We start from the raw sequence: 23,448 nt of genomic DNA, 5'->3' as shown, positions 1-23,448 counted from the left end.
TAAAAACTGGATTAATAGGGAAGCGAAGCAAGCAATAAAAAAAGGCGTTGAACCGATTCGGTTCAACGCCTTTTTTTATTTATACGAAAGTAAATATAACGGAATAAGTGTTTCGAATGTTTCCTTTACATAATCCATGAATTTAGTTTCGTCCTTCAGAATTGGGTCTGTTGAAGAAATATGTCGTCCAATTAAAAATTCAACTTTCTTCACATCACGGAAACGTTCAAGTGATTTTTCAATCTCAATTTCTTTTATTGTATACGCTTCTTTTTTCATATGGTCTTGGGAAATAACGAAGTCGTTTGGAACGTCATTAATCATTTCGATATTATCCAAGAATATTTTTGCTATGTCCGATTTATTCGGCAATTCATAAATGAACGCGAGCCAAATGAAAACATGAGAGTCAAACAATCCAATTTGAAAATGAGGATGTTTTTTATATCCTCTTTTATTCGCTGCTATCGCTAACCAAGTGTCATTGGGCGCATTGACGCTTCGTCGTGCGTGCTTCGCTATATGTAAAAACATTTCACTTCCGATCATTGCGGAAAGGTCGCCAGTCAATTCGTCCCCAATCACCTTAAATTTCGGTTGAATTCTTTCCCTTATTGCACTCATTCTTTCGTCAAGACCTTCTATATTAAATGTATCAAAATCATGTTTTTTAAATCCTTTAAAAGTCATTATAAATAATCCCCTTTCGTTTAAATTTTCACTTATATTTGTTGTTGTTATTAGTGAACGAACCATGTATCATTGGGTGGATTGACCGTTCTTCTAGCATGTTTTGCGACATGTGGAAACATTTCCTCCCCAGTAACCGCTGATAAATATGGTGCGATTTCTCCCCCTAACCACTCTAATTTAGGTCGAACATGTTTAATTAAAGCTTCCATTCTTGGCTCCAAACCATCTATGGTAAAGACATTAAAATCTTCATTAGTAAATCCTTGAAATGACATATGTAACCCTCCAAAATTTCACAATTTTATATTTTCATAGCTTTCAAGTAAATATATCTTATTTTAAGATTTGGGACAAGTTTTCTTATTTTAGTATTCAACATGCATTCTTCTGAAAACAAAATGACCAAAATCATCAATATGACCAATACATTTCATTATATCTTTGTAATCGCTATCATGAATATGAATGAGAATAGAGATGTAAGGAAGGGGAATACAAATGAAAAAAAGTGGGGTACTTATCTATTTATTCATATTTAGCTTATTCATTGCTGCTTGTGGAGGAACAACTGAAAAAACAAATACAAAACCAAACGGGGCAACTGAAGAAAAAGAGAATGAGGAACAAAATTTGATTGATGAAGCACAAGCTATTGTATTTGGAACGGGGGGAACTTCAGGGACCTATTACCCAATTGGAGGAGCATTAAAACCCATATTTGAGCAAAGTGATTATATAAAAAATGTAACTGTGGCGGCTACAGGTGCTTCTGTAGCAAATATTCAAAACATTCAGGATGGTATCAATCAATTTGCCATTGTGATGAGTGATGTAGCATATGATGCATTAAATGGTACAGGTCAATTTGTAAACAATAAGGTTGATTTAAAGGCATTTGCAGGAATGTATCAAAATGTTGTTCAAGTAGTAGCTACAAAGGACAGTGCTATCCAGTCTATTGATGACCTAAAAGGTAAAAAAGTAGGGGTAGGTAAAGTAGGTTCCGGGGTTGAGCAAAGTGCTCTAAAGGTTTTAGAGGCTGCAGGATTAATTTATGATGACTTATCTAAAGTAACACATACAGGTTATGCTGATAGTGTTCAAGAGATGAAAAATGGCAATTTAGATGCAGCGTTTTTCACCTCAGGTATTCCAAACAGTAATATTACAGATTTAATGCAATCCGTGGATATAACTTTTGTTGAAATTAAGGGAGAAGTAGCTAGTAAGCTTATGGAAAAATATCCATTCTATAAAGAAAATAATATACCGGCAGGAGACGAAGTAAAATATAGCTTAGATAATGAAGTGAAAACGGTTGGAATTCAAAACATGTTAGTTGTACCTTCTAATCTGAAAGATGAGTTGGTTTACGATTTAGCAAAACATTATTATGAATATCTTGGTTCTGAAGGAGTATCAGTAGGAGCTTTAAAACAATTGAATAGAAATGATATTGCAAAAGGACTCATTGCCCCTATTCATCCAGGTGCAGAGATGTTTTATAAAGAACAAGGAATGTTAGAGTAATTTGACTAGCTATAAGTTGAAAAATATTTTGATGATTATAATCTTAATTTTGTTGTGCATTTTGTTTTTTTTTCCAGTGACTGTTTTATTTATACAAAGTGACAATGAAATTAGCTATAAGTTTTATACTCACAATTTTAATGAATTTTCCATTCGTTGGATTCATTCGGTTGAACTGGAAGAATGGGAAGAGTTTTTTGAGATAGAAGGTACTTCTATTATGTTAAACTCCACTAGGTTTAAAACTTTTGGAGCTGGAGTTCCTAGTAATGCAGGAACACACTCATATTTGAAAGATGGGTGGGTTTATATGATAGATATTAATCGCCAGATCGGTGATGAACTTGTCATTCAAACTGGTAATGAGACACATCATCGAGTTTATTTTAAAGACAGCATACTAGAGTTAAACAAAGTGGATACGGCTTATCATATTAAAGTTGAACAATTGAAGTTGATAGACATGATGTCGGGTTACATTAAAAAAATAGATTTTCAAATTATTCCTTAAATATTATTGTGAGGTGAGTATGTGGATAAAGAATTACAACAACCAGTTGAAGATCTCGATCGTGAAAGTAATGTAAGAAGTCATTTAGGGAAAAAGATAACATTTTTAATTGCAGTATTTCTGATTGGTATATCAATATTTCATTTGTATACATCTTACGCAGGACCATTTGTTGATGTGAAGCAGAGAAGCATCCACCTTTTTATACTGATGACTATAGGGTTTGTTCTTTATCCGTTTATAAAAAAAAGCAATAAAAACAAGGTACTAATCATGGATTATATATTTGCTGGTGTAACCATGTTTACAGGTATTTATATGATTCTAACAGCTGAGAGAATTATCGAGTCTGGGGGTAGAATCAATAATTTTGATTTTATTATTGGGATTGTCATCCTCATTTTATTGTTAGAAATAACAAGAAGAATAACAGGAATGGGATTAACATTACTTGCTTCAGGGTTCCTACTATACGGTTTTTATGTGAAATTGTCTATATATCCTGAGTTAACCTTTAATAAAGTACTCATAGTTTCTAAGAGCATCATTGCTCATTTGGTGTTCATAACGGAAGGAATTCTTGGTACAGCGATAGGTATTTCTGCTAGTTACATTATTTTATTTATATTATTTGGAGCGTTTTTAAGTCGATCAGGGTTAGGGAGATTATTTAATGATCTAGCAATGGCAGTCGCTGGACATACAAAGGGAGGACCAGCTAAAGTAGCAGTTATTGCAAGTGGGTTTCTTGGCTCCATTAATGGATCTGCTATTGCGAATGTAGTAACAACAGGTACATTTACAATACCACTCATGAAAAAAATAGGCTATCACAAAAACTTTGCTGGGGCGGTTGAGTCTGCTGCAAGTGTTGGTGGACAAATCTTACCTCCAATCATGGGAGCCGCTGCTTTTATCATGGCTGAAAATTTGAACATTCCATATACAAAAATCATTCTTGCCGGAATTATTCCTGCTTTATTATTTTATATTGGTATTTTATTACAGGTGCATTTTCGAGCTGCAAAACAAGGTCTTACAGGGTTACCTAAAAAAGAACTGCCTACTGTTAAAGAGGTATTGATTGAGCGTGGACATCTTATTATACCTATGATCATTTTATTATACTTATTATTTTCTGGTAAAACTCCTTTTTACGCTGCGTTCTGGTCGATTATAGCCAATATTGTCATTTCGGGATCAAAGCAGCTTCTACCTATGATTACAGGAATTTCAATATTTATGATTTTTCAATCGCAAATATTAACAGTGTTTAATGGTCAGTCTATTCCAACATTAAGAAAAGATTGGTGGGAGTTACTACTCATTATATTGATACCTTTAGTTATAAATATATTAAGGAAAAATTTAAAGTTACAGTCTGAGGAAATGGAGTTAAAAGATTGTTTGAATGCACTTGAAGACGGGGCGAAAACTACAATCCCTGTAGCGATAGCCTGTGGGGCTGTAGGAATCATAGTGGGTATAGCATCATTAACAGGAATTGCCCTTGAAATTGCAAATAGTGTAGTTAGTATTGGATCTGTAGTTGAGAGTCCACTTATACAGTTGATCATTACACTGTTATTAACAATGCTTACCTCTATTATTCTCGGAATGGGTTTGCCAAGTATACCTACTTATGTGATTACAAGTACAATGGCTGCACCTATTCTTTTGCAGTTACCTTTATTTAGGGAGCTTGCAGGTTCACCAGAGACAGCCATATTTGTTGCGCATATGTTTGTTTTTTACTTTGGTATCTTTGCGAATATCACACCTCCTGTTGCACTGGCAGCTTTTGCAGGAGCAGGTATAAGTGGAGGAGATCCAACTAGGACTGGGTTTAATGCTATGAAACTAGCTATTGCAGGATTTATAGTGCCTTTTATATTTGTATTTTCACATGAGATATTAATGATAGACTTCACGCCATTAAAATTGTTTATGATCATTTTGACAACAGTAATGGGTGTGTTCTTATTATCTGTATCTGCAGAAGGTTATTTTTTAAAGAAAATTCCTATTTGGTTAAGATTTTGCTCAGGAGCAGGAGCGTTATTTCTTATTTATCCTAATGGAGTGGTTATTAATCTTATTGGAGTAGCTGTTTTTCTCATGGTTTTATTTATAAATACTTATTCCAAAGGCATAAATTCAACACCTACTATTTCCTCAAAATAATGGAGTTCACACATTTTTTCCATTATAAATAACTCTTTTTAATGGAAAAATCTAAATTATGTTATATTGAATAATATAAGTTAGTTGGAATTGAAAGGATGATAGAAAGTGGATTTAAACTTGAAAGGGAAATCGGTAATTATTACAGCAGGCAGTAAAGGACTAGGTAAAGCAACGGCACTGGAATTTGCAAAAGAAGGGGCATATGTTATTATATCAAGTCGAAATGAGGAGGAGTTAGCAAAAACGAAGCATGATATAGAAAAGGAAACAGGAAACAAGAATGTACATTTTCTCGTTTGTGATATTACAAAAATAGATGATATAAAACGAATGGTCAATAAAGCTGTAGAGAGCTTTGGCACGGTGGACGTATTAATAAATAATGCAGGTGGACCTCCAGCTGGAACATTTGATCAAATGACTGATGAGGATTGGTTATATGCTTTTGAATTAAATCTATTAAGTTTTATTCGAACGATTCGTGAAGTATTACCTTATATGAAAAAACAACAGCATGGTCATATTATAAACTTTGCCTCTTCTTCCATAAAACAACCCATAGATAACCTGATTCTATCTAATACGTTTCGTACTGGTATTGTTGGACTAGCAAAAAGTTTATCACAAGAGCTTGCATCTGATAATATTTTAATCAATACAGTGGGTCCGGGGAGAATTGGCACAGATAGATTAGCACAATTAGATGGAATACTTGCAGAAAAGCAAGGTAAAACAATAGAAGAAATTAAATCAGGAATTGAAGCATCTATTCCACTTGGACGTTATGGAGAACCGTCAGAGTTTGCAAAAATGGTAGTTTTCTTGGCTTCAGGTGCAAATACTTATGTGACTGGACAATCCTTTGTTATTGATGGAGGAATGGTTAAAGCATATTGAGTTTTCCAATCAACCTTTATTTTTTAAATAAAAAATAGCAATTTGTGTTCGATCCCTTAATGAAAGCTTATGTAAAATCGTAGTGATATAGTTTTTAATTGTGCCTTCACTTAAAAATAATACTTCTGCAATTTCTTTATTTGATAAACCTTCAGAAATTTGTTCTATTATTTTTTGTTCAGTTTTTGACAATTGATAGGATTCCAGAATCTTATCTTTTGGAACAGGGTTAGGTTTATGTTGTAAAAAACTAGTTAGTTTCTTTGCTATATTGGGATGGATGAGAAGGTTTCCTTGCATTACGGATTTTATTCCTTCAATAATTTGCTTAGGTGGAATATTTTTCATCATATAGCCATTTGCACCATTTTTTAAAGCTTGAATTATATATTCATCATCGTCAAATGTGGTTAAAATGAGTATTGCCACATTAGAAAAGTTTTGTTTGATGATTTTAGTTCCTTCTACTCCATCACAAATAGGCATTCTAACATCCATTAATACAATGTTAACTTTAGGATTTTGTTTGATGAAACTTAAAGCTTCTTTTCCATTTGAACATGTTCCCAAAACCTTAATCTCGTTTTCTGCATAGTTCTCAAAAATGATTTGTAGACTCTCTCTTATAAAGGGGTCATCATCAACGATTAATAGATGGATCATGTTACAACTCACTCCGTTCATTTGTTTGTTGAATCTCAATATATTTCCGTGGAAGCCTCATGTTTACGATAAATAAATTAGAAGATTCAATAGACATCTCTCCGCCTAATAATTCTATCCGTTCTTCCATCCCTCTTAAACCTAGTCCTTTTCTTAACTTTTTCATAGGCATTTCTCCATTATTACTTATTAAAAATTCAATAAAATGAGTGTGGAATTCCAATCTGATATTTATTTCAGTCGCATGAGCATGTTTCACAGCATTTGTCATTGCTTCTTGTACGTTTCTATATAATGTTAATTCTGCACTTGGATATAATGGATAGGCTAGTCCTTTCACATCATATTGAATTTTTATATTACAGCTTTTTGCAAACTGATCAATTAAATAATTTAAGGAATATTGATGAATTTTATGATCATCTGGTTTCATATTTCGAACTGTTTTACGTAAAGTTTCCATATTATTCGAAAGCTGGTCCTTTATTTGTTCAAGTAAAATCATACTCTTTTTGGGGTGATCTTGTACGAGCGGCAAAGCTGCTTCCATCATCATTTTTGCTCGAATTAGTTGATGGCCGAGTTCATCATGAATTTCTTTAGATATTCGATTGCGCTCTTCTATTTGTGCCATTTTTTCTACTTCGGAAGCATATTCTTTAATTCTTTTCCTAGCAGCCTCTAATTCATAGTGTTTACCTCTTAACTGATCATATAAATATGTCATATCTTTTTGTTTATATGTTAATGAATGAATGTTCCAATACAATAAGGAAGTCATTACATATAATAGATTCATTACAAGGAGAAGACTAGGTGGTTGTTGAATTAGTAAGAAATTTAATAATATCCATTGACCTATGATAAAAAACCACTGAAGCTTAGATTTAAGCCTAAAGATTGAAGAAATAGTAATAAAAAAAAGAATGAATAAGATGCCTTGAAATTGGTAGTTTAACCAAAAAATATATCCTGTTTCTATTAAAATAAACCAAGGAAGTAGTTTAGTTGAGCTGTAATAGTTTTTCGCTTGTTTTATAAAAATAAGTAATAAAATGAATAAAGTAAAAATGGGGGCATCAATTTCTGTGTTTAGAAATAAGGTACCAAGTGCCGTGATAATGATAAACAGATAGTGAAACACTGAAAGCTGATATTTCAAATTATATACCTCTTAACATAAAATTTTATAATAAGCTGATATATCATTTCATAATGAAAGACTTTGATGAAATTATAACATAGAACATATTTATTAGGTGAAATGAGGAAAGTGACTTTTGTCATGAAGATTATATGACTTGATCTAGGTGTGGATTTATTTTCAATAAGCTACTATAGAATAAAGGAGTTGAACAAAAATGACTTTTATTCAATGTGAAAAAGTGGTGAAACGTTATGATGATTTGATATCAGTAGATCATTTAAGCTTTAAGGTTGATAAATACGAAATATTTGGATTACTTGGACCAAATGGAGCAGGTAAAAGCTCAGCGATTAAAATGATTTGTGGGTTATTAAAAATGGATCAAGGTCAAATATATGTAGATGGTATATCTGTGAATTCAAATCCAATTGAGGTTAAAAAAAGACTGGGTTTAGTTCCTCAGGAATTAGCGATATATGAAAACTTAAGTGCAAGAGAAAATATATTGTTTTTCGGAAAATTATATGGTTTAAGAGGTAAGGATTTAAAAAATAAAGTAAATGAGGCTTTACAATTTGTTGGGTTAACAGATCGACAAAATGAAAGACCTGAAAAATTTTCAGGAGGAATGAAAAGAAGGTTAAACATCGCTTGTGCTATAGTTCACCAACCAAAGTTAATCATCATGGATGAACCTACAGTAGGTATTGACCCTCAATCCCGCAATCATATTTTAGAATCTGTAAAAAAATTAAACGAAATGGGTTCTACCATTATTTATACAAGTCATTATATGGAAGAGATTGAATCTATTTGTACAAGGGTAGGGATCATAGATTCTGGTCGATTGATTGCTTTGGGTTCAGTACAAGAATTAAAAGATCAAAATAAACAGGATGAAAAGATAACACTCTTTGTAGATCATATTCCTAGTGAAGCCATTTTTGAATTAGATGTACATCCTCAAATAAAAGAAGTTACAGCAACTGAGCAGACAATTGAAATATTTATAAATTCTTCACAAACTTACTTGCAAGATATTTTATTCATTTTATCCAAACATGATGTAAAAATCCAAACTTTGCAAAGGGAAGAACCTAATTTAGAATCGTTATTTTTATCACTAACAGGTCGCACTTTAAGGGATTAGGAGGAGTTAGCATGAAGAATATATTTACAATAGCAGGTTATGAGCTTATCCGTTTTTTTAGAATGCGTTCCATCCTACTCATTATGTTGGGCTTGCCATTATTATTGATTTTAATTTTAGGTACTGCACTTTCAGGTGTGTTTCAACCCTCTGGAGAGAATGAAAAGTTGGAGAAAGTGAAGGTAGGTGTGTTGAATAAAGATCAGGGAGTTTTTAATCAAACAATCTCAGATTTTCTGTTTTCTCCTCCTATTCATTCTTATGTCTCAGTAAATTTAATTAAAACAAGAGAAGAACTATTTGAAAAATATGAAAGTAGAGAAATAGACTACGGGATAGTAGTGCCAGCTGACTTTAGTGATTCTGTTATAAGTGCAAGGTTAACTAGTTGGGAATTTATCGAAGGGGAGTCTATAGAAAAAAATTTAGTTGCTAGAACGATATTTGAGTCTTTCATAAGCCAAGTGAATGAAATGCAAGCAAGAGTTTTTGTATTGGGACCAGAAACATTGCAAGAATCCTTATTTACGGATCAGAATTTAAACTTGCAATATTCAAATCATGTAAAAATTGGTAGCTTGCAAAAAAATGAGGGAAGTACTTCAGCGATTCAATATTATGCAGTAACCATGTTAGTAATGTTCTTGTTGTTTTCAGGAATGGCTGCAGCTATTAGTTTAGCTGAAGAAAAAGAGGCATTTACTTTGCTTAGGCTGAATTCAATTCCCTTACATTCAAATACAATTATCATTGGGAAACTGTTAGGTGTGGGTATTTTTTCTTTAATACAAGCGATGGTTATTATATCTTTTTCAACTTTTGTTTATGGGGTAGATTGGGGTGATGATTATATTACATTATTTGGTGTAATCATTTTAACGATCGTATCTTCTACTAGTATCGGGGTTATTTTAACCTCTTTGTTACAATCATCTAAATCAATCATAGCAATATACCAGGCATTAATTTTTGTTATGACTTTTTTAAGTGGAGGCATGATTCCTAATTTAGGTGATTTTTTGAATTCGTTAGGGAAATTTTCCATTAATTATTGGTCATCCAATACTTTAATTCGTTTAATGATAGAAAGTGATTCAACGATGATTATCAGAAATATGGGGGTAATTGGAAGTACAAGTTTAGTTTTAGCATTAACAGCTGGATTGATTTATTGGAAGGTGGGATATCATGAATAGTGTGATTATAGCTCTTAATATGTTGAAAAGAATGATAGGTACAATAAAAGGTTTTCTTACCATTATTCTGATTCCCGTCATCGTTATGACCGTAATTATTTTTATTTTTGATAGAGACTATACTGAAAATTATAAAGTAGCTTATTTAAACTTAGATAATGGATTGTTAGGAAAAGAATTAATTCTTCATTTATCTTCTTTTAGTGAATATGAATTATTAGCTGCACAAGAAGTTGAAGAAGTCAAAGAGTGGGTTGTTAATGGTAAAGTTAACTTTGCAATCGTGATTCATAAAGATCTTACTCAAAACCTATTTAATGAAACAAGTATCAATCTAACATTATATCAGCTTAATCAAAATGCAGAGAGTTTTGCACTAAAACAAAGATTGGACCTTCGAATAAATCAGTTTACTCAATCTATAGAACAGCTAAAACAAATAGATAGCACTGGGGATTCAATACAGTCTACGATGGAAGCATTGATGGAACAAGTTAACAAAAATCAAGTGAGCACTGTTTATACGAAATTTAATGAGAGTTATAGACCAGGTCTTAATTCAATATTGGGATTCATGATTATGTTTCTTATGGGATTAATAGTAAGTTCTGTTACTTTAATATTGGAAGATCGTACGAATCAAACGATGATGAGAATATATACAGCTCCGATTCGACGTTATGAAATTGTTCTTGGACACTTTTTAGGAAGTTTTCTCATCGGAAGTTTACAAATCATATTTTTGCTTATGTTTACAAAATATATTGTAGGATTTGATTATGGTGTTTCTTTTGGTAAGTTATTGATTATTTTATCATTTTTCATGCTGGCTTCTATGGGGATAGCCACTGCTATAGCTAGTACAGTAAATAATATTAAAATATTGAGTAATATTACTCCATTAATTGTTGTACCGACTTGTATGATTGGGGGTTGTTTTTGGCCTATTGAAATCATGCCGGATTTCATGCAAAAATTAGCTAATATCGTTCCTCAAAAATGGGCTATTGAAGCAGTTCAAAAAATGGCAATGGGCCAGGAATTATCAGATGTAAGTATTCATCTCTTGGTGTTATTATTATTTGCCGTGATATTAATTGGTTTTGGTTCTGCTGTTTTTAAACCTGTAGAAACATAATAATAAAGATAACTAGCAATATGATGAATTCATTTAGCTAGTTTAAAAAAAATTTGACTTTAAATCATTATTCATAAATATGCAAATAAACAGGGCAACCAGAGGGGGCTCTTTTTTTTGTTTTTAAACATTAAACCAAGTTGCGAAAACATATAATTCAGTATAATATAAATAACAAGAAATTTTCAGAAATTTCTGTTATTTAGATAAAAATAATGAAATACTGAGGAGGATTGCCGTGAAACAAAGTTATGAAGTGGAATATTGCAACCTGGAGTTGCGTTTTGACCGTAAACTAATTCAGAATTTTATAACCAATTTGATTGAAGAAGGTTATTCATTATATTGGAATGAAAATGATAAGTATTTTATTATTTCAATTCGTTTAGGAAAAAAACTTCTAAAATTAAAATTTGAACGAATGAACGAACGTTTTAAAATGATAGGAAATTACTCCATTACTGATAGAAGGTTAGCCGAACTAATGGAAAAAATGATAGAGAACTCTAAAGGGCATGCTATAGTAAAAAGGTTTTTAGACTCTCAAATTTTAATTGAAAATATCATGTTTGGTGAAATTATTAGAACGGTTGAAATTAATGGAGTTGAACAAAAGGTACTTTATCAAAAGGATCCTTATATCACATTAGAGGCTGTTATTCAGGCATTTGAATCTTCCCGTATTGAAGAAAGAATTCCGATATTGCGTTATGAATTAGATATAGAATTAACTATGCTTCATAAGCTTCTGATTGATGGAAGCGAAGATGAAATTAAAACCTGTAAGGAAAGGTTAAGGAATTTGAGTCATGAATTTATTTTATTGGAAGGTTAGGTAAATAATGAACATTGGATTAAACACGCTTGCAAGTTAAAAAAGACGATCTGTATTAAAGTTGTCTAGATCGTCCTTTTTAACTTGTAAATTACTTTTTACTTTAAGGAATGTATAAAGATTCACTTTTAAACCTTGCCAAAAGGCAAGGTTTTTGCATTTTCAAATTTATATATATTTGTTCACCAATTGTCTAATTTATTTACCATTTTCACTTGAATAGACGTTTTTTTACAAAAGAAGGTTTGTAGAATTGATTAAAAATAGGTAAAATAAACATTAGAAATTGGATGGAAGGATGTAAGAAATCATATGTCAAAACAACAAATTGGTGTGATTGGACTTGCAGTCATGGGAAAAAATTTAGCTTTAAACATTGAAAGCAGAGGTTTCTCAGTGTCTGTATTTAATAGATCATATCAGAAAACAGATGAGTTTATAAAAGAAAATAAAGATAAAAAGGTATCAGGTTTTGATACGATAGAAGGTTTTGTAAACTCTTTAGAAGTTCCAAGAAAAATTGTCATCATGGTAAAAGCAGGTACCCCGACTGACGATACAATTCAACAGTTATTACCTTACCTTTCAAAAGGAGACATTATTATTGATGGAGGGAATGCCTATTTTCCAGATACACAAAGAAGAAATAAACAATTAGAAGAAGCAGGTATTCGTTTTATTGGTACAGGAGTTTCTGGCGGTGAAGAAGGTGCATTAAAGGGACCTTCCATTATGCCTGGTGGTCAAGAAGATGCCTATAAATTAGTTGAGCCTATATTAACAGCTATTTCAGCTAAAGTAAATGGAGATCCTTGTTGTACATATATTGGTCCGGATGGTGCTGGTCATTATGTGAAAATGGTACATAACGGAATCGAATATGGTGATATGCAGCTTATATGTGAAGCATATCATCTTATGAAGGATGTTCTTCAAATAGAAACACAAGAGATTCATGAAATCTTTGCAGAATGGAATAAAGGTGAGCTTGACAGTTATTTAATTGAAATTACAGCTGATATTTTTACAAAAATTGACTCGGATACGAATAAGCCAATGGTTGATGTTATTTTAGACACAGCTGGACAAAAAGGTACTGGGAAATGGACAAGTCAAAGTGCACTTGATTTAGGTGTACCTTTATCTATCATTACTGAATCTGTATTTGCCCGTTTTATTTCGGCAATGAAGGAAGAAAGAGTAGAAGCAAGTAAAGTCTTGAATGGACCTAAAGCAGTTAAGTTAAGTGAAGGAAAAGAAGAATTAATTGAAGCCATAAGAAGAGCTTTATATGCTAGTAAAATTTGTTCTTATGCACAAGGGTTTGCTCAAATGAGGGCTGCATCTGAAGAATATAATTGGAATTTACAATATGGAAATATTGCAATGATTTTTAGAGGAGGCTGTATTATCCGAGCAGGATTTTTACAAAATATTAAGGATGCATATGACCGAAATCCAGCGTTGAAAAATTTATTGTTAGATGCCTATTTTAAAGAAATCGTAGAAAAATATCAGGATGCTTGGAGAGAAGTAATTTCATTAGCTGTTACACATGGGATTCCGGTTCCTGGTTTTTCAACTGCGCTAGCTTATTATGACAGTTATCGCACTGAAAGATTGCCTGCCAATTTGTTACAGGCACAAAGGGATTATTTTGGGGCTCATACTTTTAAACGTATTGATAAAGAAGGTACTTTTCATTTCGAATGGTTAGATAGTGAATAATATACGTTTAATAAATCAAAAAAAGGGTTGGGGAATTACATTTTCTCAACCTTTTAAATTACTTAAAAGTTTTTAGTGCAGCATAAGAGAAAAGGGTTAAATTGATGTAGCAATGGAGGGAAAGAGAGAATAAATGAAAAAAAATAATGTCGTTTTAATTGGTTTTATGGGGACTGGAAAATCTACTGTTGGAAAACAACTTGCATTAAAATTAGGTTGGGAATTTATTGATACTGATCAAGAAATAGAACATAGAGAGAAAATGAGTATTCCAGAAATTTTCTCAAAGAACGGTGAAAATTACTTTAGAAAAGTAGAAACAGAAATCATTCAAAAAGTAATGTCAAATGAAAAACAGGTCATAGCAACAGGTGGAGGATCTGTATTAAGGCTTGAAAATCGAAGCAAAATGTTAAGTCATGGTACAGTAATACAACTAGAGGCTGATACTGAGAACATTATTAAACGTGTAGAGGGTGAAAAGCAAAGACCTTTACTTCAGGGCAATCTAAGAGAAAAGGTCTATGAAATGAAGGATCAACGCAAATATGTTTATGATTTTGCAGATTTCGTAATAGACACAAATGTTATGAAGGTGGATAGTATTGCAGAACAAATTTACAATTTAATGATATTACATAAAAAATAAAGTTAGTTAAAAGTATAGGATGTAAACCTTGTGTTGTCATCTAGGCAATCTAGAGTTTAACCCACTCTAACATGCCGCCTTCCATATTTTTAAGGTTTTTCAAACCTAACATTTGCAAATATTCGAGCGCTTTTCCACTTCGATTTCCGCTACGACAGACAAGGATAATTTCATCAGTTTGTTCAATTTCTTGATAACGTGAAGGCAATGCTCCTAATGGAATATGTTTTGCACCAGATATCATTCCTTGAGCAACCTCTTCGTTTTCTCTAACATCGATTATGTTGAGTTCTAAACCTTCATCTAATTTATTTTTTACTTCTCTTGGTAAAATGTTTTGTTGGTTCATAATTTTTGTCTCCTCCAATAATTAAGTTATGACCCAAAAATATAAAGCGTTTTTAACACAGTCTTTTTATTATATCATAGAAAGGATATCGCAGCATGTCATGGTTAAATAATGATAAAGCGATCTACTTGTATATCGGACTCGCAGGATTTATAGGTGCAAATCTACGTTTTATGGTTAGCGAGTTGACCTATTTTAGTGATTACTTTTTTCCAACAGGGACATTACTTTGTAACTACATTGGTTGTTTTGCATTAGGTTGGTTTTCTGAATATATTAAGATTAGTCAACTATCACGGAGAATAAAAACAGCCATTTCTACAGGACTTATTGGTTCATTTACGACTTTTTCTGCTTTTAGTGTTGAAACCATTTCTTTAATTCAAGATGAAAAAATGTTCATTGCCTTTATTTATATTTTTGTAAGTTTTATTGGTGGATCTCTTTTTGTTTGGATAGGTTATAAAATAGGGCGTGTATTTGCATGAGTTTATTACAAATATATTTAATAGGCGTAGGTGGATTTTTAGGTGCTTGTAGCCGTTTTTTTGTATCTAATGTTTTTATAAGAAGATGTTCAAGCAAATTTCCATATGGTACACTTACTGTAAATCTGATCGGATCATTTTTATTAGGTGTTTTATTTGGATGTATGAATGCAGGTTATGAATTTTTTATGTTGTTTTTTGCTGCTGGATTTTTAGGATCCTTTACTACATTTTCAACTTTTAAAGTAGAAATTCAAAAGATGTATATAGATAAACAATGGAAGGTTTTGTTTTTATATATTTCATGTAGTTATGTATTTGGCATTTTATTAGCTTATATAGGATTTTTAATCGGATTGAAATAAGGGAGAGATAAATAATAATGAAAGCAATAGTAAAACCTACTCGGGAGTTAAATGGCGAAATCAACTCATTATCTTCAAAAAATTATACAACGCGTTATTTATTAGCTGCAGCGTTATCAGAAGGAACAAGCACAATTTATTATCCTGCACATAGTGAAGATAGTGATGCGATGAGAAGATGTATACAGGACCTAGGCGCTCAAATGCAAGAGGACCATGAGAAAATTGTCATTACAGGTTTCGGAAAATTACCGAGTCAAGTAAAAGAACTTAATGTTGGTAATGCTGGAGCAGTATTGCGCTTTTTAATGTCTACTGCCGCCCTATGTCCAGAAGTGACGTTTGTAAATACTTACCCGGAATCTTTAGGAAAAAGACCACATGATGATTTAATTCATGCATTAGAACAAATGAATATTAAAGTTGAGCATCAAAATGGCAAGCTCCCAATTAAAATATGTGGAGGTAATCCAAAAGGTGGAAAAATTCAAGTGTCTGGGGATGTTAGTTCGCAGTTTTTAAGCTCTTTATTGTTTTTAACGCCATTACTTGAAGAAGATAGTGAGATTGAAGTATTACATGATCTTAAATCAAAGGTGGTAGTTGGACAAACTTTAGATGTATTAAAACAAGCGGGCATTCAGATTGAAACAAGTGATGATTTAATGTTCTATAAAATCCCAGGTAATCAAAAGTATTTGCCTCAAAAATACGTAGTGGAGGGGGATTATCCTGGTTCAGCCGCTATATTGGCAGCAGCTGCGGTTACAAATTCCAATGTCCAAATGCTTCGTTTAATGGAAGATAGTAAACAAGGAGAAAAAGCAGCGGTTGATGTGTTAAAACAAATGGGTGTGAGTTTAACTTACAATCAATCAACATTAACAATTCATGGCAATCATACTCTTCGAGCTGGTGAATTCGATGGGGATCACTTTACAGATGCAGTTTTAGCTTTGGTTGCTGCTGCAGTATTTGCGGAGGGCTCATCACGTTTCTATAATGTGGAGAATTTAAGATATAAAGAGTGTGATCGTATTACTGATTTTTGTAGTGAATTGAAAAAAGCTGGGGCAAATGTGGAAGAAAGACAAAGTGAAATCATTGTACATGGACAACCTAATGGGGTAGAAGGTGGAGTTGAAATTAATGCACATTATGACCATAGAGTAATCATGGCATTAACGGTAGTTGGATTACGTTCAAAGAAAGGTCTTATTATTCGTGATGCACAACATGTTGCTAAGTCCTATCCTCAGTTCTTTGAACATATTCAATCTTTAGGTGCAAAAGTGCAATTACAAGAAGACTAATATGCTTGCTTCATTAAACAAAACTTCTAATTGTCCAACATAAAATATAGGGGGAATTAAAATGCATGAAAATCCATCAAGAGATCAAATTAAGGAAATACTTAAACAAGCTGAAACCGTAGCTGTAGTGGGTCTCTCTGATAAACCTGATCGTACGTCCTATATGGTATCAGAAGTTATGCAGAAAAAGGGTTATACAATCATACCTGTAAATCCTAATGCTGAAGAAATATTAGGGCAAAAAAGTTACAAAAGCCTTAAAGATATCCCGCAATCCGTAGATATCGTTAACGTATTTCGCAGGAGTGAATATACTCAGCCTATAGCGAAAGAAGCGGTTGAAATTGGCGCAAAAGTATTTTGGTTGCAACTGGGAATAATAAATGAAGAATCTGCTCAAATTGCAAAAGATGGTGGGTTAAAAGTTATAATGGATCGTTGTATTAAAGTAGAAGACTCAATTCTGAATCCTAAAGGTTAAAAATAAAAACTCCTTTCACTAGGAGTTTTTTTATCCCAATACCTTCCATAATAAAATGAGTTTATTCTTGAAAAACTAATATAAGCTACACAAATTGAAAAAAATTACACAGTGTAGACTATTTTTTAGGGAGGAATTTAAGTTGTATCACCAACAAACAATGAATCAATCTCAACAACCACAATGGATGCAACATACACCAACTGCTTCCAGTCAATCTCAACAATCGCAATGGATGCAACATACACCAACTGCTTCCAATCAATTTAAATTAACAAGTTTTAGAAGTACTCAGCAACCAGCATATGCTAAAAACACTAACTTTCAAGCTGGAACTTATCAACCAGCAGGATTTGTCCCGTCTGTAACTCAAGCTACGCATACTACTGGAAATCAAGCTTCACAAAGTCATATGACTACACCACAAACTTATCGACAAACAAGTTATCGTAGTTTTCAACCTTCAATAAAAGCACACACATATAGTCAACCAACTGCTGGATTTACTAGTCAGGTGCAAAATCAACCACAGACTTACCAACCAACAGGATTTGTCCCATCCATGGTTGAAAACAATCAACAGAAATCTCAACCTTCAGGTTCATTTAAGTTCAAAAATAATCAACAGCAACATTTTCAACCAGTTGGACATGTACCAAGCATAATGAATAGAAACCAAACGACAACATCTGCTTATATTCAACAACAATCTCATACACCTAAGCCACAGACTTTCCACTTAGCAAATTATAAAGGAAATATGCCAGGGCATTCAGAGTATGGAACCCAAAATCAATCTATGATCTAAAGTTATACATTCTAGACTAAATTTTTAAATCTCTGGTTCATTAAGAATCAGAGATTTTTTTTGACAAAATATCGATAACGATTTACCATCAATATAGTAGGAAGGTGGGGAATAACATTGATTAAAGGAATCGCGGCATCTTCTGGTATCGCAATAGGTAGAGCATTCGTTCTTCCTTCATGGAATTGGGATTTAAATGAAGAGAATATAAGTGTTACTGATTTTGCAAAAGAATTTGAAAGATTATATGAAGGCGTTCAAATTTCTAAACATGAAATTTCAAACATAAAAAAAGAATTTAATGAAGTGATTGGTAGTGAAGAATCGAAAATTTTTGACGTTCACTTAGCTATTTTGGACGATCCAGTTTTTATGGATGAAATTCAAGGAATTATAAAACGTCAATATAAAGTAGCAGAAGTAGCAGTTAAAGAAGCGATGGATCATTTTACAAATATGTTTGATTTGTTGGATGACGAATATATGAGAGAGCGTGCTTTGGATATTAAAGATGTTGGTAATCGATTACTTAAACATTTGTTAGGAACTCCTGAGGTTACTTTACCTCAGGATAACCAGCCATTTATTTTAGTAGCTAAAGAGTTATCTCCTTCACAGTTGGCTCATTTAAATCCTTCTCATGTGGAAGGGATTCTGACGATGGCAGGAGGGAAGACATCTCATTCAGCTATTATGGCGCGTGCACTAGGAATACCTTCAGTATTAGGTTTAGAAGGTAAGAGTGAAATTACAATTGAAACGGGAGATTTCATAGTTCTGGATGGAGATGAAGGTAGTGTATATGTAAATCCAAACGATGAAATTGTACAAGCTTATAATTTAAAAAAACAAACATGGTTAGAGAAACAAAAAAGTTTACAAAAAATAATCAATGTACCAGCTACTACATTAGATGGTAAAGAAATTCAATTAGACATAAATATTAATTCACAAAATGACGTAGATTTTGCATTATCTTATGATTTATCTGGAGTTGGATTATTCCGCAGTGAGTACTTATATATGGATCGAGATTATTTTCCATCGGAAGAAGAGCAATTAAAAGCATATAAGAATGTAGTTAAAAAAATGGGCAGCAAGCCAATTATTATCAGAACATTGGATATCGGTGGGGATAAACAATTAGATTATGTCACTTTTCCTGAAGAAGATAATCCTTTTTTGGGATACCGGGCTATTCGTTTTTTGCTTGATCAAAAAGACATATTTAAAACACAGTTAAAAGCGATTTTAAGAGCAAGTGCAATGGGAAATGTGAAAATAATGTATCCAATGATTTCATCTATAGAAGAGATCAGAAAGGCGAATTATATATTAGAACAAGCTAAAGAGGAACTACATGAAAAAGGATATGATTTTAACCCAAACATAGAAATTGGGATCATGATAGAAGTTCCTAGTGCCGTTGCAATCGCTGATTTGTTAGCTCAAGAAGTAGATTTTTTCAGTATTGGAACAAATGATCTTATTCAGTATGTCTTAGCAGTTGATCGAATGAATGAACATATTGCTGATTTTTATGAACCATTTCATCCAGCAGTCATTCGAATGCTTAAACAAACAGTGGATGCTGCTAAAGCAAATCAAATTGATATAAGTGTATGTGGTGAAATGGCGGGTGATTTTAATGCAACCTCTATTTTTATTGGATTAGGAATTCATAAACTAAGTATGTCTTCACAATCTATTTTACAAGTAAAAGAGAGAGTATTGTCCATCTATGAAGCAGATTGCAAACAAATGATTGATGAAATTTTATTATGTAAAACTAGTCAAGAAATCACTGAATTAGTTAAAAAGATGAATGATAAGACAAATATATCTTAATAAAAGGAGGTATTATTTTGCAATTACAAGGAAAAAAAGTAATAGCTTTTGTGGAAAAAGAATTTGAAGACCTTGAATTATGGTATCCAGTATTACGAATGAGAGAAGCAGGTATTCAAGTTGATTTAGTGGGACCAAAAGCAAAAGAAACCTACATAGGAAAGTATGGCGTTCCTATTTCTACTGAGATGGCATTTAATGAGGTTGATTCTAGTGATTATATAGGATTATATGTTACTGGGGGCTGGGCCCCTGATAAATTAAGAAGATATGAAGATGTGTTACGTCTAACTCAAGAGTTTCATGAAGCAAAAAAACCTATTGCTCACATCTGCCATGGCGGTTGGGTTTTGATATCAGCAAAAATTTGTAAGGGATTCACGATGACTTCTACACCTGGGATAAAAGATGATTTAATAAATGCTGGAGCTAACTGGATAGATCAAGAAGTTGTTGTAGACCGTCATATCGTTTCAGGAAGAAGACCTCCAGATTTACCAAACTTTACAAAGGAATTTATACGTGTTCTTGCAGAAGAATAAATTATTTAAATTGTTTTTAAGATGGGTCCCAGCGATTATTTGGATGATTATAATATTTGTCCTTTCTCAACAGCAAGGAGATGAGCTTCATTCTATGTTACCTCTTTTTCAAAAATGGTTTCCAGGGATGACCAGTTTTAATTGGGGACATATCATAGCCTATTTCATTCTTTCTTGGTTTATATTGATAGGGTTAGGACATAAATATAATACATTTCAAGGAAAAATTTTTGTTATATTTTTGTGTTTATTATATGGGGTAACAGATGAAATTCATCAATCATACATTCCTGGAAGAACACCTGAGATTTTGGATTTAAGAAATGATACATTCGGTGCGGCTCTTGGGATGGTGCTTATCTCAATCCCTCCTTTAAAAAAGGTCTATAAAAAGTTGCTTTCTTCCTATATTTACCAAGATTAACAAACAGGAATTTGCAACTCTAGTGTAGAAATATTGACACATAGGGAGTGATTGGTTTGCAAAAAGAATGTAAGTGCGGTAAAACTTTGAGTATTCAATTAAGAACAGTTAAATACTCTAAAAAAATACACATAAGAAACGTCCCCATATTTTCATGTGAAAATTGTGAGGAGAGTGAAGTGTTGTTGGATGTTAAGGAAGATTTAACTCAATTGATACAAAAGATAGATCCTTCTTATTCCAAAAATCAAATATTTTTTAATGAAATAAATGAGTTTGCTCATCTTTTATATGTAAGCTCAGAGAAAGAATTAATACATATCCCAATTGAGGATATCATACAACTAAGAATTAATGAACTACTTGATATATTATTGCTAGCTCAATCCTTACATGATACAAAGTGGGTTAATGAAACTGAGAAACGTTTATTGCAGCTAACAGAACTAATTCATTTTTAAAGTGAAAAATATATAATATTAATGATTTATCTTAGAATTTTGATCAATTTTAATTTGTTAAAAGAATAAAACTGCTTTGAAAAAAATCAATTAATCAATTGATTTTTTCTTTTTATATCAAATGTTAAATTGTTAAGAAATTTACATTTTTTCATGAGTTACCGACTCTAAATTAGTTGTAATATGTACTTGTAATCCATTTATATTTAAATTAAAAAATGCCTAAAGTTTACAATAAGATTATAATATCGTATGATATTTATAGAATATAACAATTGGAGAGAAAAAAAGTGACAGTAACTATTTATGATGTAGCAAGAGAATCAGGTGTATCAATGGCCACCGTGTCGAGGGTAGTTAATAACAATCCAAATGTAAAACCTCAAACACGTAAAAAAGTGTTCGATGCCATAGAAAAGCTAGGATATCGTCCAAATGCTGTAGCTAGAGGGCTAGCTAGTAAGAAAACAACCACGGTTGGTGTAGTAATTCCTGACATTTCTAATACCATCTTTTCTGAGGTTGCTAGAGGTGTGGAAGATATTGCTAATATGTATCGATACAATATCATCTTATGTAACTCTGATAAGAAAAAAGAGAAGGAAATTCAAGTGATTAACACGTTGTTGGAAAAACAAGTGGATGGATTATTATTTATGGGTGGTACAGTAACAGAAGATCATATTCATGCTTTTAAAACAGCAAGTGTGCCGATTGTATTATGTGGAACGAAAGAAGAGTCTGAAAATATACCATCTGTAGATATTGATCATGAAAAAGCGGCATTTGATGCAGTACAAGCTTTATTAAATGAAGGACATCGAGATATCGCTCTAATTGGTGGTAACTTTAAGGATCTAGCTAAAGGATTTGCAAGATACCAAGGCTATATAAAAGCAATTGAGGATGCAGGACTAACCGTAAATGAAGATCTTATACAAGTTGGTAACTTCCGTTATGATTCAGGTTTAGAAAAAATGAAATACTTCTTAGAATCTAACCAAAACGTTACTGCTGTATTTGCTGTTACTGATGAAATGGCGATAGGTGCAATTCATGCAATTCAAGATGCTGGTTTAAAAGTACCTGAGGATATTTCTGTTATCAGTGTTGATAATATTAGAATGGCTTCTATGGTGAGACCTTTGCTTACTACAGTAGCACAACCGATGTATGATATAGGTGCTGTTTCTATGAGGCTTTTAACAAAACTAATGGTGAATGAAGAGATTGAGCAATCTCAAATTATATTACCACATGAGCTAATTCAAAGAAATAGCGTGAAAAGGTTAACATGATTTATCCTAAAATAGGAATAATTGGTGCAATGGATGAAGAAATAAAGAGGTTTCTTAATCATATTGACAATCCAAAAACGGTTGTAAAAGCAGGCATACAGTTTTATGAAGGAAATTTTTATGATACAAAGGTTGTTTTATGTAAATCCGGTGTGGGAAAAGTAAATGCTGCAATATGTTCTCAAATATTAATTGATACCTTTCGGGTAGGTGCCATTATTTTTACAGGTGTTGCAGGCGCTCTTCATCCAGAGTTACAAATAGGTGATATTCTCATATCTACTGATTGTATGCATCACGATATGGATGCTACTGCACTTGGTTTTGATAAAGGAATGATTCCTTATGATAAAATCTCTATTTTTAAAGCAGATCATCAGTTAATAAATTTAGCTTCCAATGCAAGTGAAAAGTGGTTTAAAGGTCATACTAGAAAAGGAAGAGTATTATCAGGAGATCAATTCATTGCTGATCGTGAAATCGTTAGAAATTTACATGAGCAGTTGGGCGGAGATTGTACAGAAATGGAAGGGGCAGCAGTAGCTCAGGTGTGCTCCATGAATGAAGTTCCATTTGTGATAATTCGGTCAATGTCAGATAAAGCAGATGGTTCCGCAAATGTTAATTTTGCAGAGTTTGTTGTACAAGCCTCTCAACATTCTTATCAAATTGTAGAGCATATGTTTAAAAATATTAACCCTCACTAAATGTGAGGGTTGTTTAGTTTATTTCTTTTTTTGTAGATTA

At 32.5% G+C, this 23,448-nt stretch carries 25 protein-coding genes and 2 pseudogenes; 22 read left to right on the top strand and 5 right to left on the bottom strand.

What is annotated here, in order from left to right:
• Positions 1-75 precede the first annotated feature (75 nt).
• A complete protein-coding gene (locus ERL59_RS17440) occupies positions 76-690 on the bottom strand; it encodes a YktB family protein (RefSeq protein WP_160647527.1) in 615 nt (204 codons plus the stop codon).
• Positions 691-752: 62 nt separating this feature from the next.
• Positions 753-968 (bottom strand): annotated as a pseudogene (locus tag ERL59_RS17435) (DUF1054 family protein); the annotation flags it as partial.
• A gap of 223 nt (positions 969-1,191) precedes the next feature.
• Here ERL59_RS17435 and ERL59_RS17430 point away from each other — a divergent pair.
• From ERL59_RS17430 to ERL59_RS17415, 4 genes are all read left to right on the top strand, one after another.
• On the top strand, positions 1,192-2,223 hold the full coding sequence (locus ERL59_RS17430) for a TAXI family TRAP transporter solute-binding subunit (RefSeq protein WP_160647525.1): 1,032 nt from the start codon (positions 1,192-1,194) through the stop codon (positions 2,221-2,223).
• Positions 2,224-2,254: 31 nt separating this feature from the next.
• Positions 2,255-2,734 carry a DUF1850 domain-containing protein gene (locus ERL59_RS17425; RefSeq protein WP_160647524.1) on the top strand — a complete coding sequence of 160 codons (480 nt, stop codon included), beginning with the start codon at positions 2,255-2,257 and terminating at the stop codon, positions 2,732-2,734.
• A 21-nt stretch (positions 2,735-2,755) separates the two neighbouring features.
• Entirely contained in the window at positions 2,756-4,918 is a 2,163-nt protein-coding gene (locus tag ERL59_RS17420; protein ID WP_160647523.1) for a TRAP transporter permease, read from the top strand.
• 108 nt (positions 4,919-5,026) lie between these two features.
• A complete protein-coding gene (locus ERL59_RS17415; protein ID WP_160647522.1) occupies positions 5,027-5,818 on the top strand; it encodes an SDR family oxidoreductase in 792 nt (263 codons plus the stop codon).
• Between the two features lie 9 nt (positions 5,819-5,827).
• Here the strand turns inward: ERL59_RS17415 and ERL59_RS17410 are convergent, their stop codons facing one another.
• Entirely contained in the window at positions 5,828-6,481 is a 654-nt protein-coding gene (locus ERL59_RS17410) for a response regulator transcription factor (protein WP_160647521.1), read from the bottom strand.
• Position 6,482: 1 nt separating this feature from the next.
• Complete coding sequence (locus tag ERL59_RS17405) at positions 6,483-7,643, bottom strand: sensor histidine kinase (RefSeq protein ID WP_160647520.1); 1,161 nt, start codon at positions 7,641-7,643, stop codon at positions 6,483-6,485.
• Between the two features lie 199 nt (positions 7,644-7,842).
• Between ERL59_RS17405 and ERL59_RS17400 the strand changes: the two genes are divergently transcribed.
• From ERL59_RS17400 to ERL59_RS17375, 6 genes are all read left to right on the top strand, one after another.
• On the top strand, positions 7,843-8,778 hold the full coding sequence (locus ERL59_RS17400) for an ABC transporter ATP-binding protein (protein WP_160647519.1): 936 nt from the start codon (positions 7,843-7,845) through the stop codon (positions 8,776-8,778).
• Between the two features lie 11 nt (positions 8,779-8,789).
• Positions 8,790-9,974: an ABC transporter permease gene (locus tag ERL59_RS17395; protein WP_160647518.1), complete on the top strand. Its 1,185-nt coding sequence runs from the start codon at positions 8,790-8,792 to the stop codon at positions 9,972-9,974.
• Positions 9,967-11,112: an ABC transporter permease gene (locus ERL59_RS17390; RefSeq protein ID WP_160647517.1), complete on the top strand. Its 1,146-nt coding sequence runs from the start codon at positions 9,967-9,969 to the stop codon at positions 11,110-11,112. Before ERL59_RS17395 ends, ERL59_RS17390 begins: the two co-directional genes overlap by 8 nt.
• Before the next feature lie 238 nt (positions 11,113-11,350).
• Entirely contained in the window at positions 11,351-11,947 is a 597-nt protein-coding gene (locus ERL59_RS17385) for a hypothetical protein (RefSeq protein WP_160647516.1), read from the top strand.
• A 312-nt stretch (positions 11,948-12,259) separates the two neighbouring features.
• Complete coding sequence (gndA, locus tag ERL59_RS17380; RefSeq protein WP_160647515.1) at positions 12,260-13,675, top strand: NADP-dependent phosphogluconate dehydrogenase; 1,416 nt, start codon at positions 12,260-12,262, stop codon at positions 13,673-13,675.
• Positions 13,676-13,808: 133 nt separating this feature from the next.
• Positions 13,809-14,324 carry a shikimate kinase gene (locus ERL59_RS17375; protein ID WP_160647514.1) on the top strand — a complete coding sequence of 172 codons (516 nt, stop codon included), beginning with the start codon at positions 13,809-13,811 and terminating at the stop codon, positions 14,322-14,324.
• A 49-nt stretch (positions 14,325-14,373) separates the two neighbouring features.
• Here ERL59_RS17375 and ERL59_RS17370 read toward each other — a convergent pair whose 3' ends face one another.
• On the bottom strand, positions 14,374-14,673 hold the full coding sequence (locus ERL59_RS17370; RefSeq protein WP_160647513.1) for a rhodanese-like domain-containing protein: 300 nt from the start codon (positions 14,671-14,673) through the stop codon (positions 14,374-14,376).
• A gap of 95 nt (positions 14,674-14,768) precedes the next feature.
• Between ERL59_RS17370 and crcB (ERL59_RS17365) the strand changes: the two genes are divergently transcribed.
• From crcB (ERL59_RS17365) to ERL59_RS17315, 12 genes and pseudogenes are all read left to right on the top strand, one after another.
• A complete protein-coding gene (gene crcB, locus ERL59_RS17365; RefSeq protein ID WP_160647512.1) occupies positions 14,769-15,161 on the top strand; it encodes a fluoride efflux transporter CrcB in 393 nt (130 codons plus the stop codon).
• Entirely contained in the window at positions 15,158-15,526 is a 369-nt protein-coding gene (gene crcB / locus ERL59_RS17360) for a fluoride efflux transporter CrcB (protein WP_160647511.1), read from the top strand. The genes crcB (ERL59_RS17365) and crcB (ERL59_RS17360) overlap by 4 nt, the downstream gene beginning before the upstream one ends.
• Before the next feature lie 17 nt (positions 15,527-15,543).
• Positions 15,544-16,839 (top strand): 3-phosphoshikimate 1-carboxyvinyltransferase, encoded by a 1,296-nt coding sequence (gene aroA / locus ERL59_RS17355; protein ID WP_160647510.1) that lies wholly within the window; start codon positions 15,544-15,546, stop codon positions 16,837-16,839.
• Between the two features lie 61 nt (positions 16,840-16,900).
• Positions 16,901-17,320 carry a CoA-binding protein gene (locus ERL59_RS17350; RefSeq protein ID WP_160647509.1) on the top strand — a complete coding sequence of 140 codons (420 nt, stop codon included), beginning with the start codon at positions 16,901-16,903 and terminating at the stop codon, positions 17,318-17,320.
• Positions 17,321-17,462: 142 nt separating this feature from the next.
• Complete coding sequence (locus ERL59_RS17345) at positions 17,463-18,128, top strand: hypothetical protein (RefSeq protein ID WP_160647508.1); 666 nt, start codon at positions 17,463-17,465, stop codon at positions 18,126-18,128.
• 117 nt (positions 18,129-18,245) lie between these two features.
• Positions 18,246-19,976 (top strand): phosphoenolpyruvate--protein phosphotransferase, encoded by a 1,731-nt coding sequence (gene ptsP, locus ERL59_RS17340; RefSeq protein WP_160647507.1) that lies wholly within the window; start codon positions 18,246-18,248, stop codon positions 19,974-19,976.
• Positions 19,977-19,993: 17 nt separating this feature from the next.
• On the top strand, positions 19,994-20,518 hold the full coding sequence (locus ERL59_RS17335) for a type 1 glutamine amidotransferase domain-containing protein (protein WP_160647506.1): 525 nt from the start codon (positions 19,994-19,996) through the stop codon (positions 20,516-20,518).
• Positions 20,505-20,942, top strand: a complete 438-nt coding sequence (locus ERL59_RS17330; RefSeq protein WP_235929932.1) for a VanZ family protein — start codon at positions 20,505-20,507, stop codon at positions 20,940-20,942. Before ERL59_RS17335 ends, ERL59_RS17330 begins: the two co-directional genes overlap by 14 nt.
• A gap of 47 nt (positions 20,943-20,989) precedes the next feature.
• Positions 20,990-21,109: pseudogene (locus ERL59_RS21340) on the top strand (YgiT-type zinc finger protein); the annotation flags it as partial.
• Between the two features lie 15 nt (positions 21,110-21,124).
• A complete protein-coding gene (locus tag ERL59_RS17325) occupies positions 21,125-21,403 on the top strand; it encodes a hypothetical protein (protein ID WP_235929936.1) in 279 nt (92 codons plus the stop codon).
• Between the two features lie 290 nt (positions 21,404-21,693).
• Positions 21,694-22,701, top strand: a complete 1,008-nt coding sequence (gene ccpA / locus ERL59_RS17320; protein WP_160647504.1) for a catabolite control protein A — start codon at positions 21,694-21,696, stop codon at positions 22,699-22,701.
• Positions 22,698-23,408 carry a 5'-methylthioadenosine/adenosylhomocysteine nucleosidase gene (locus tag ERL59_RS17315; protein ID WP_160647503.1) on the top strand — a complete coding sequence of 237 codons (711 nt, stop codon included), beginning with the start codon at positions 22,698-22,700 and terminating at the stop codon, positions 23,406-23,408. The genes ccpA and ERL59_RS17315 overlap by 4 nt, the downstream gene beginning before the upstream one ends.
• Positions 23,409-23,448: the final 40 nt, after the last annotated feature.

The sequence above is a fragment of the Chengkuizengella marina genome, from assembly GCF_009910845.1.
Lineage (GTDB): Bacteria > Bacillota > Bacilli > Paenibacillales > KCTC-33759 > Chengkuizengella > Chengkuizengella marina.
This window is presented reverse-complemented; position numbering and strand designations above follow the sequence as displayed.

Bases quoted from the DNA above. Each gene is read 5' to 3' on its own strand.
- ERL59_RS17440 (WP_160647527.1), bottom strand. From the start codon at position 690: ATGACTTTTAAAGGATTTAAAAAACATGATTTTGATACATTTAATATA.
- ERL59_RS17410 (WP_160647521.1), bottom strand. From the start codon at position 6,481: ATGATCCATCTATTAATCGTTGATGATGACCCCTTTATAAGAGAGAGT.
- ERL59_RS17430 (WP_160647525.1), top strand. From the start codon at position 1,192: ATGAAAAAAAGTGGGGTACTTATCTATTTATTCATATTTAGCTTATTC.
- ERL59_RS17315 (WP_160647503.1), top strand. From the start codon at position 22,698: ATGATTTATCCTAAAATAGGAATAATTGGTGCAATGGATGAAGAAATA.
- ERL59_RS17390 (WP_160647517.1), top strand. From the start codon at position 9,967: ATGAATAGTGTGATTATAGCTCTTAATATGTTGAAAAGAATGATAGGT.
- ERL59_RS17395 (WP_160647518.1), top strand. From the start codon at position 8,790: ATGAAGAATATATTTACAATAGCAGGTTATGAGCTTATCCGTTTTTTT.
- crcB (WP_160647511.1), top strand. From the start codon at position 15,158: ATGAGTTTATTACAAATATATTTAATAGGCGTAGGTGGATTTTTAGGT.
- ERL59_RS17350 (WP_160647509.1), top strand. From the start codon at position 16,901: ATGCATGAAAATCCATCAAGAGATCAAATTAAGGAAATACTTAAACAA.
- ERL59_RS17400 (WP_160647519.1), top strand. From the start codon at position 7,843: ATGACTTTTATTCAATGTGAAAAAGTGGTGAAACGTTATGATGATTTG.
- aroA (WP_160647510.1), top strand. From the start codon at position 15,544: ATGAAAGCAATAGTAAAACCTACTCGGGAGTTAAATGGCGAAATCAAC.
- ERL59_RS17370 (WP_160647513.1), bottom strand. From the start codon at position 14,673: ATGAACCAACAAAACATTTTACCAAGAGAAGTAAAAAATAAATTAGAT.
- ERL59_RS17375 (WP_160647514.1), top strand. From the start codon at position 13,809: ATGAAAAAAAATAATGTCGTTTTAATTGGTTTTATGGGGACTGGAAAA.
- crcB (WP_160647512.1), top strand. From the start codon at position 14,769: ATGTCATGGTTAAATAATGATAAAGCGATCTACTTGTATATCGGACTC.
- ERL59_RS17425 (WP_160647524.1), top strand. From the start codon at position 2,255: ATGATTATAATCTTAATTTTGTTGTGCATTTTGTTTTTTTTTCCAGTG.
- gndA (WP_160647515.1), top strand. From the start codon at position 12,260: ATGTCAAAACAACAAATTGGTGTGATTGGACTTGCAGTCATGGGAAAA.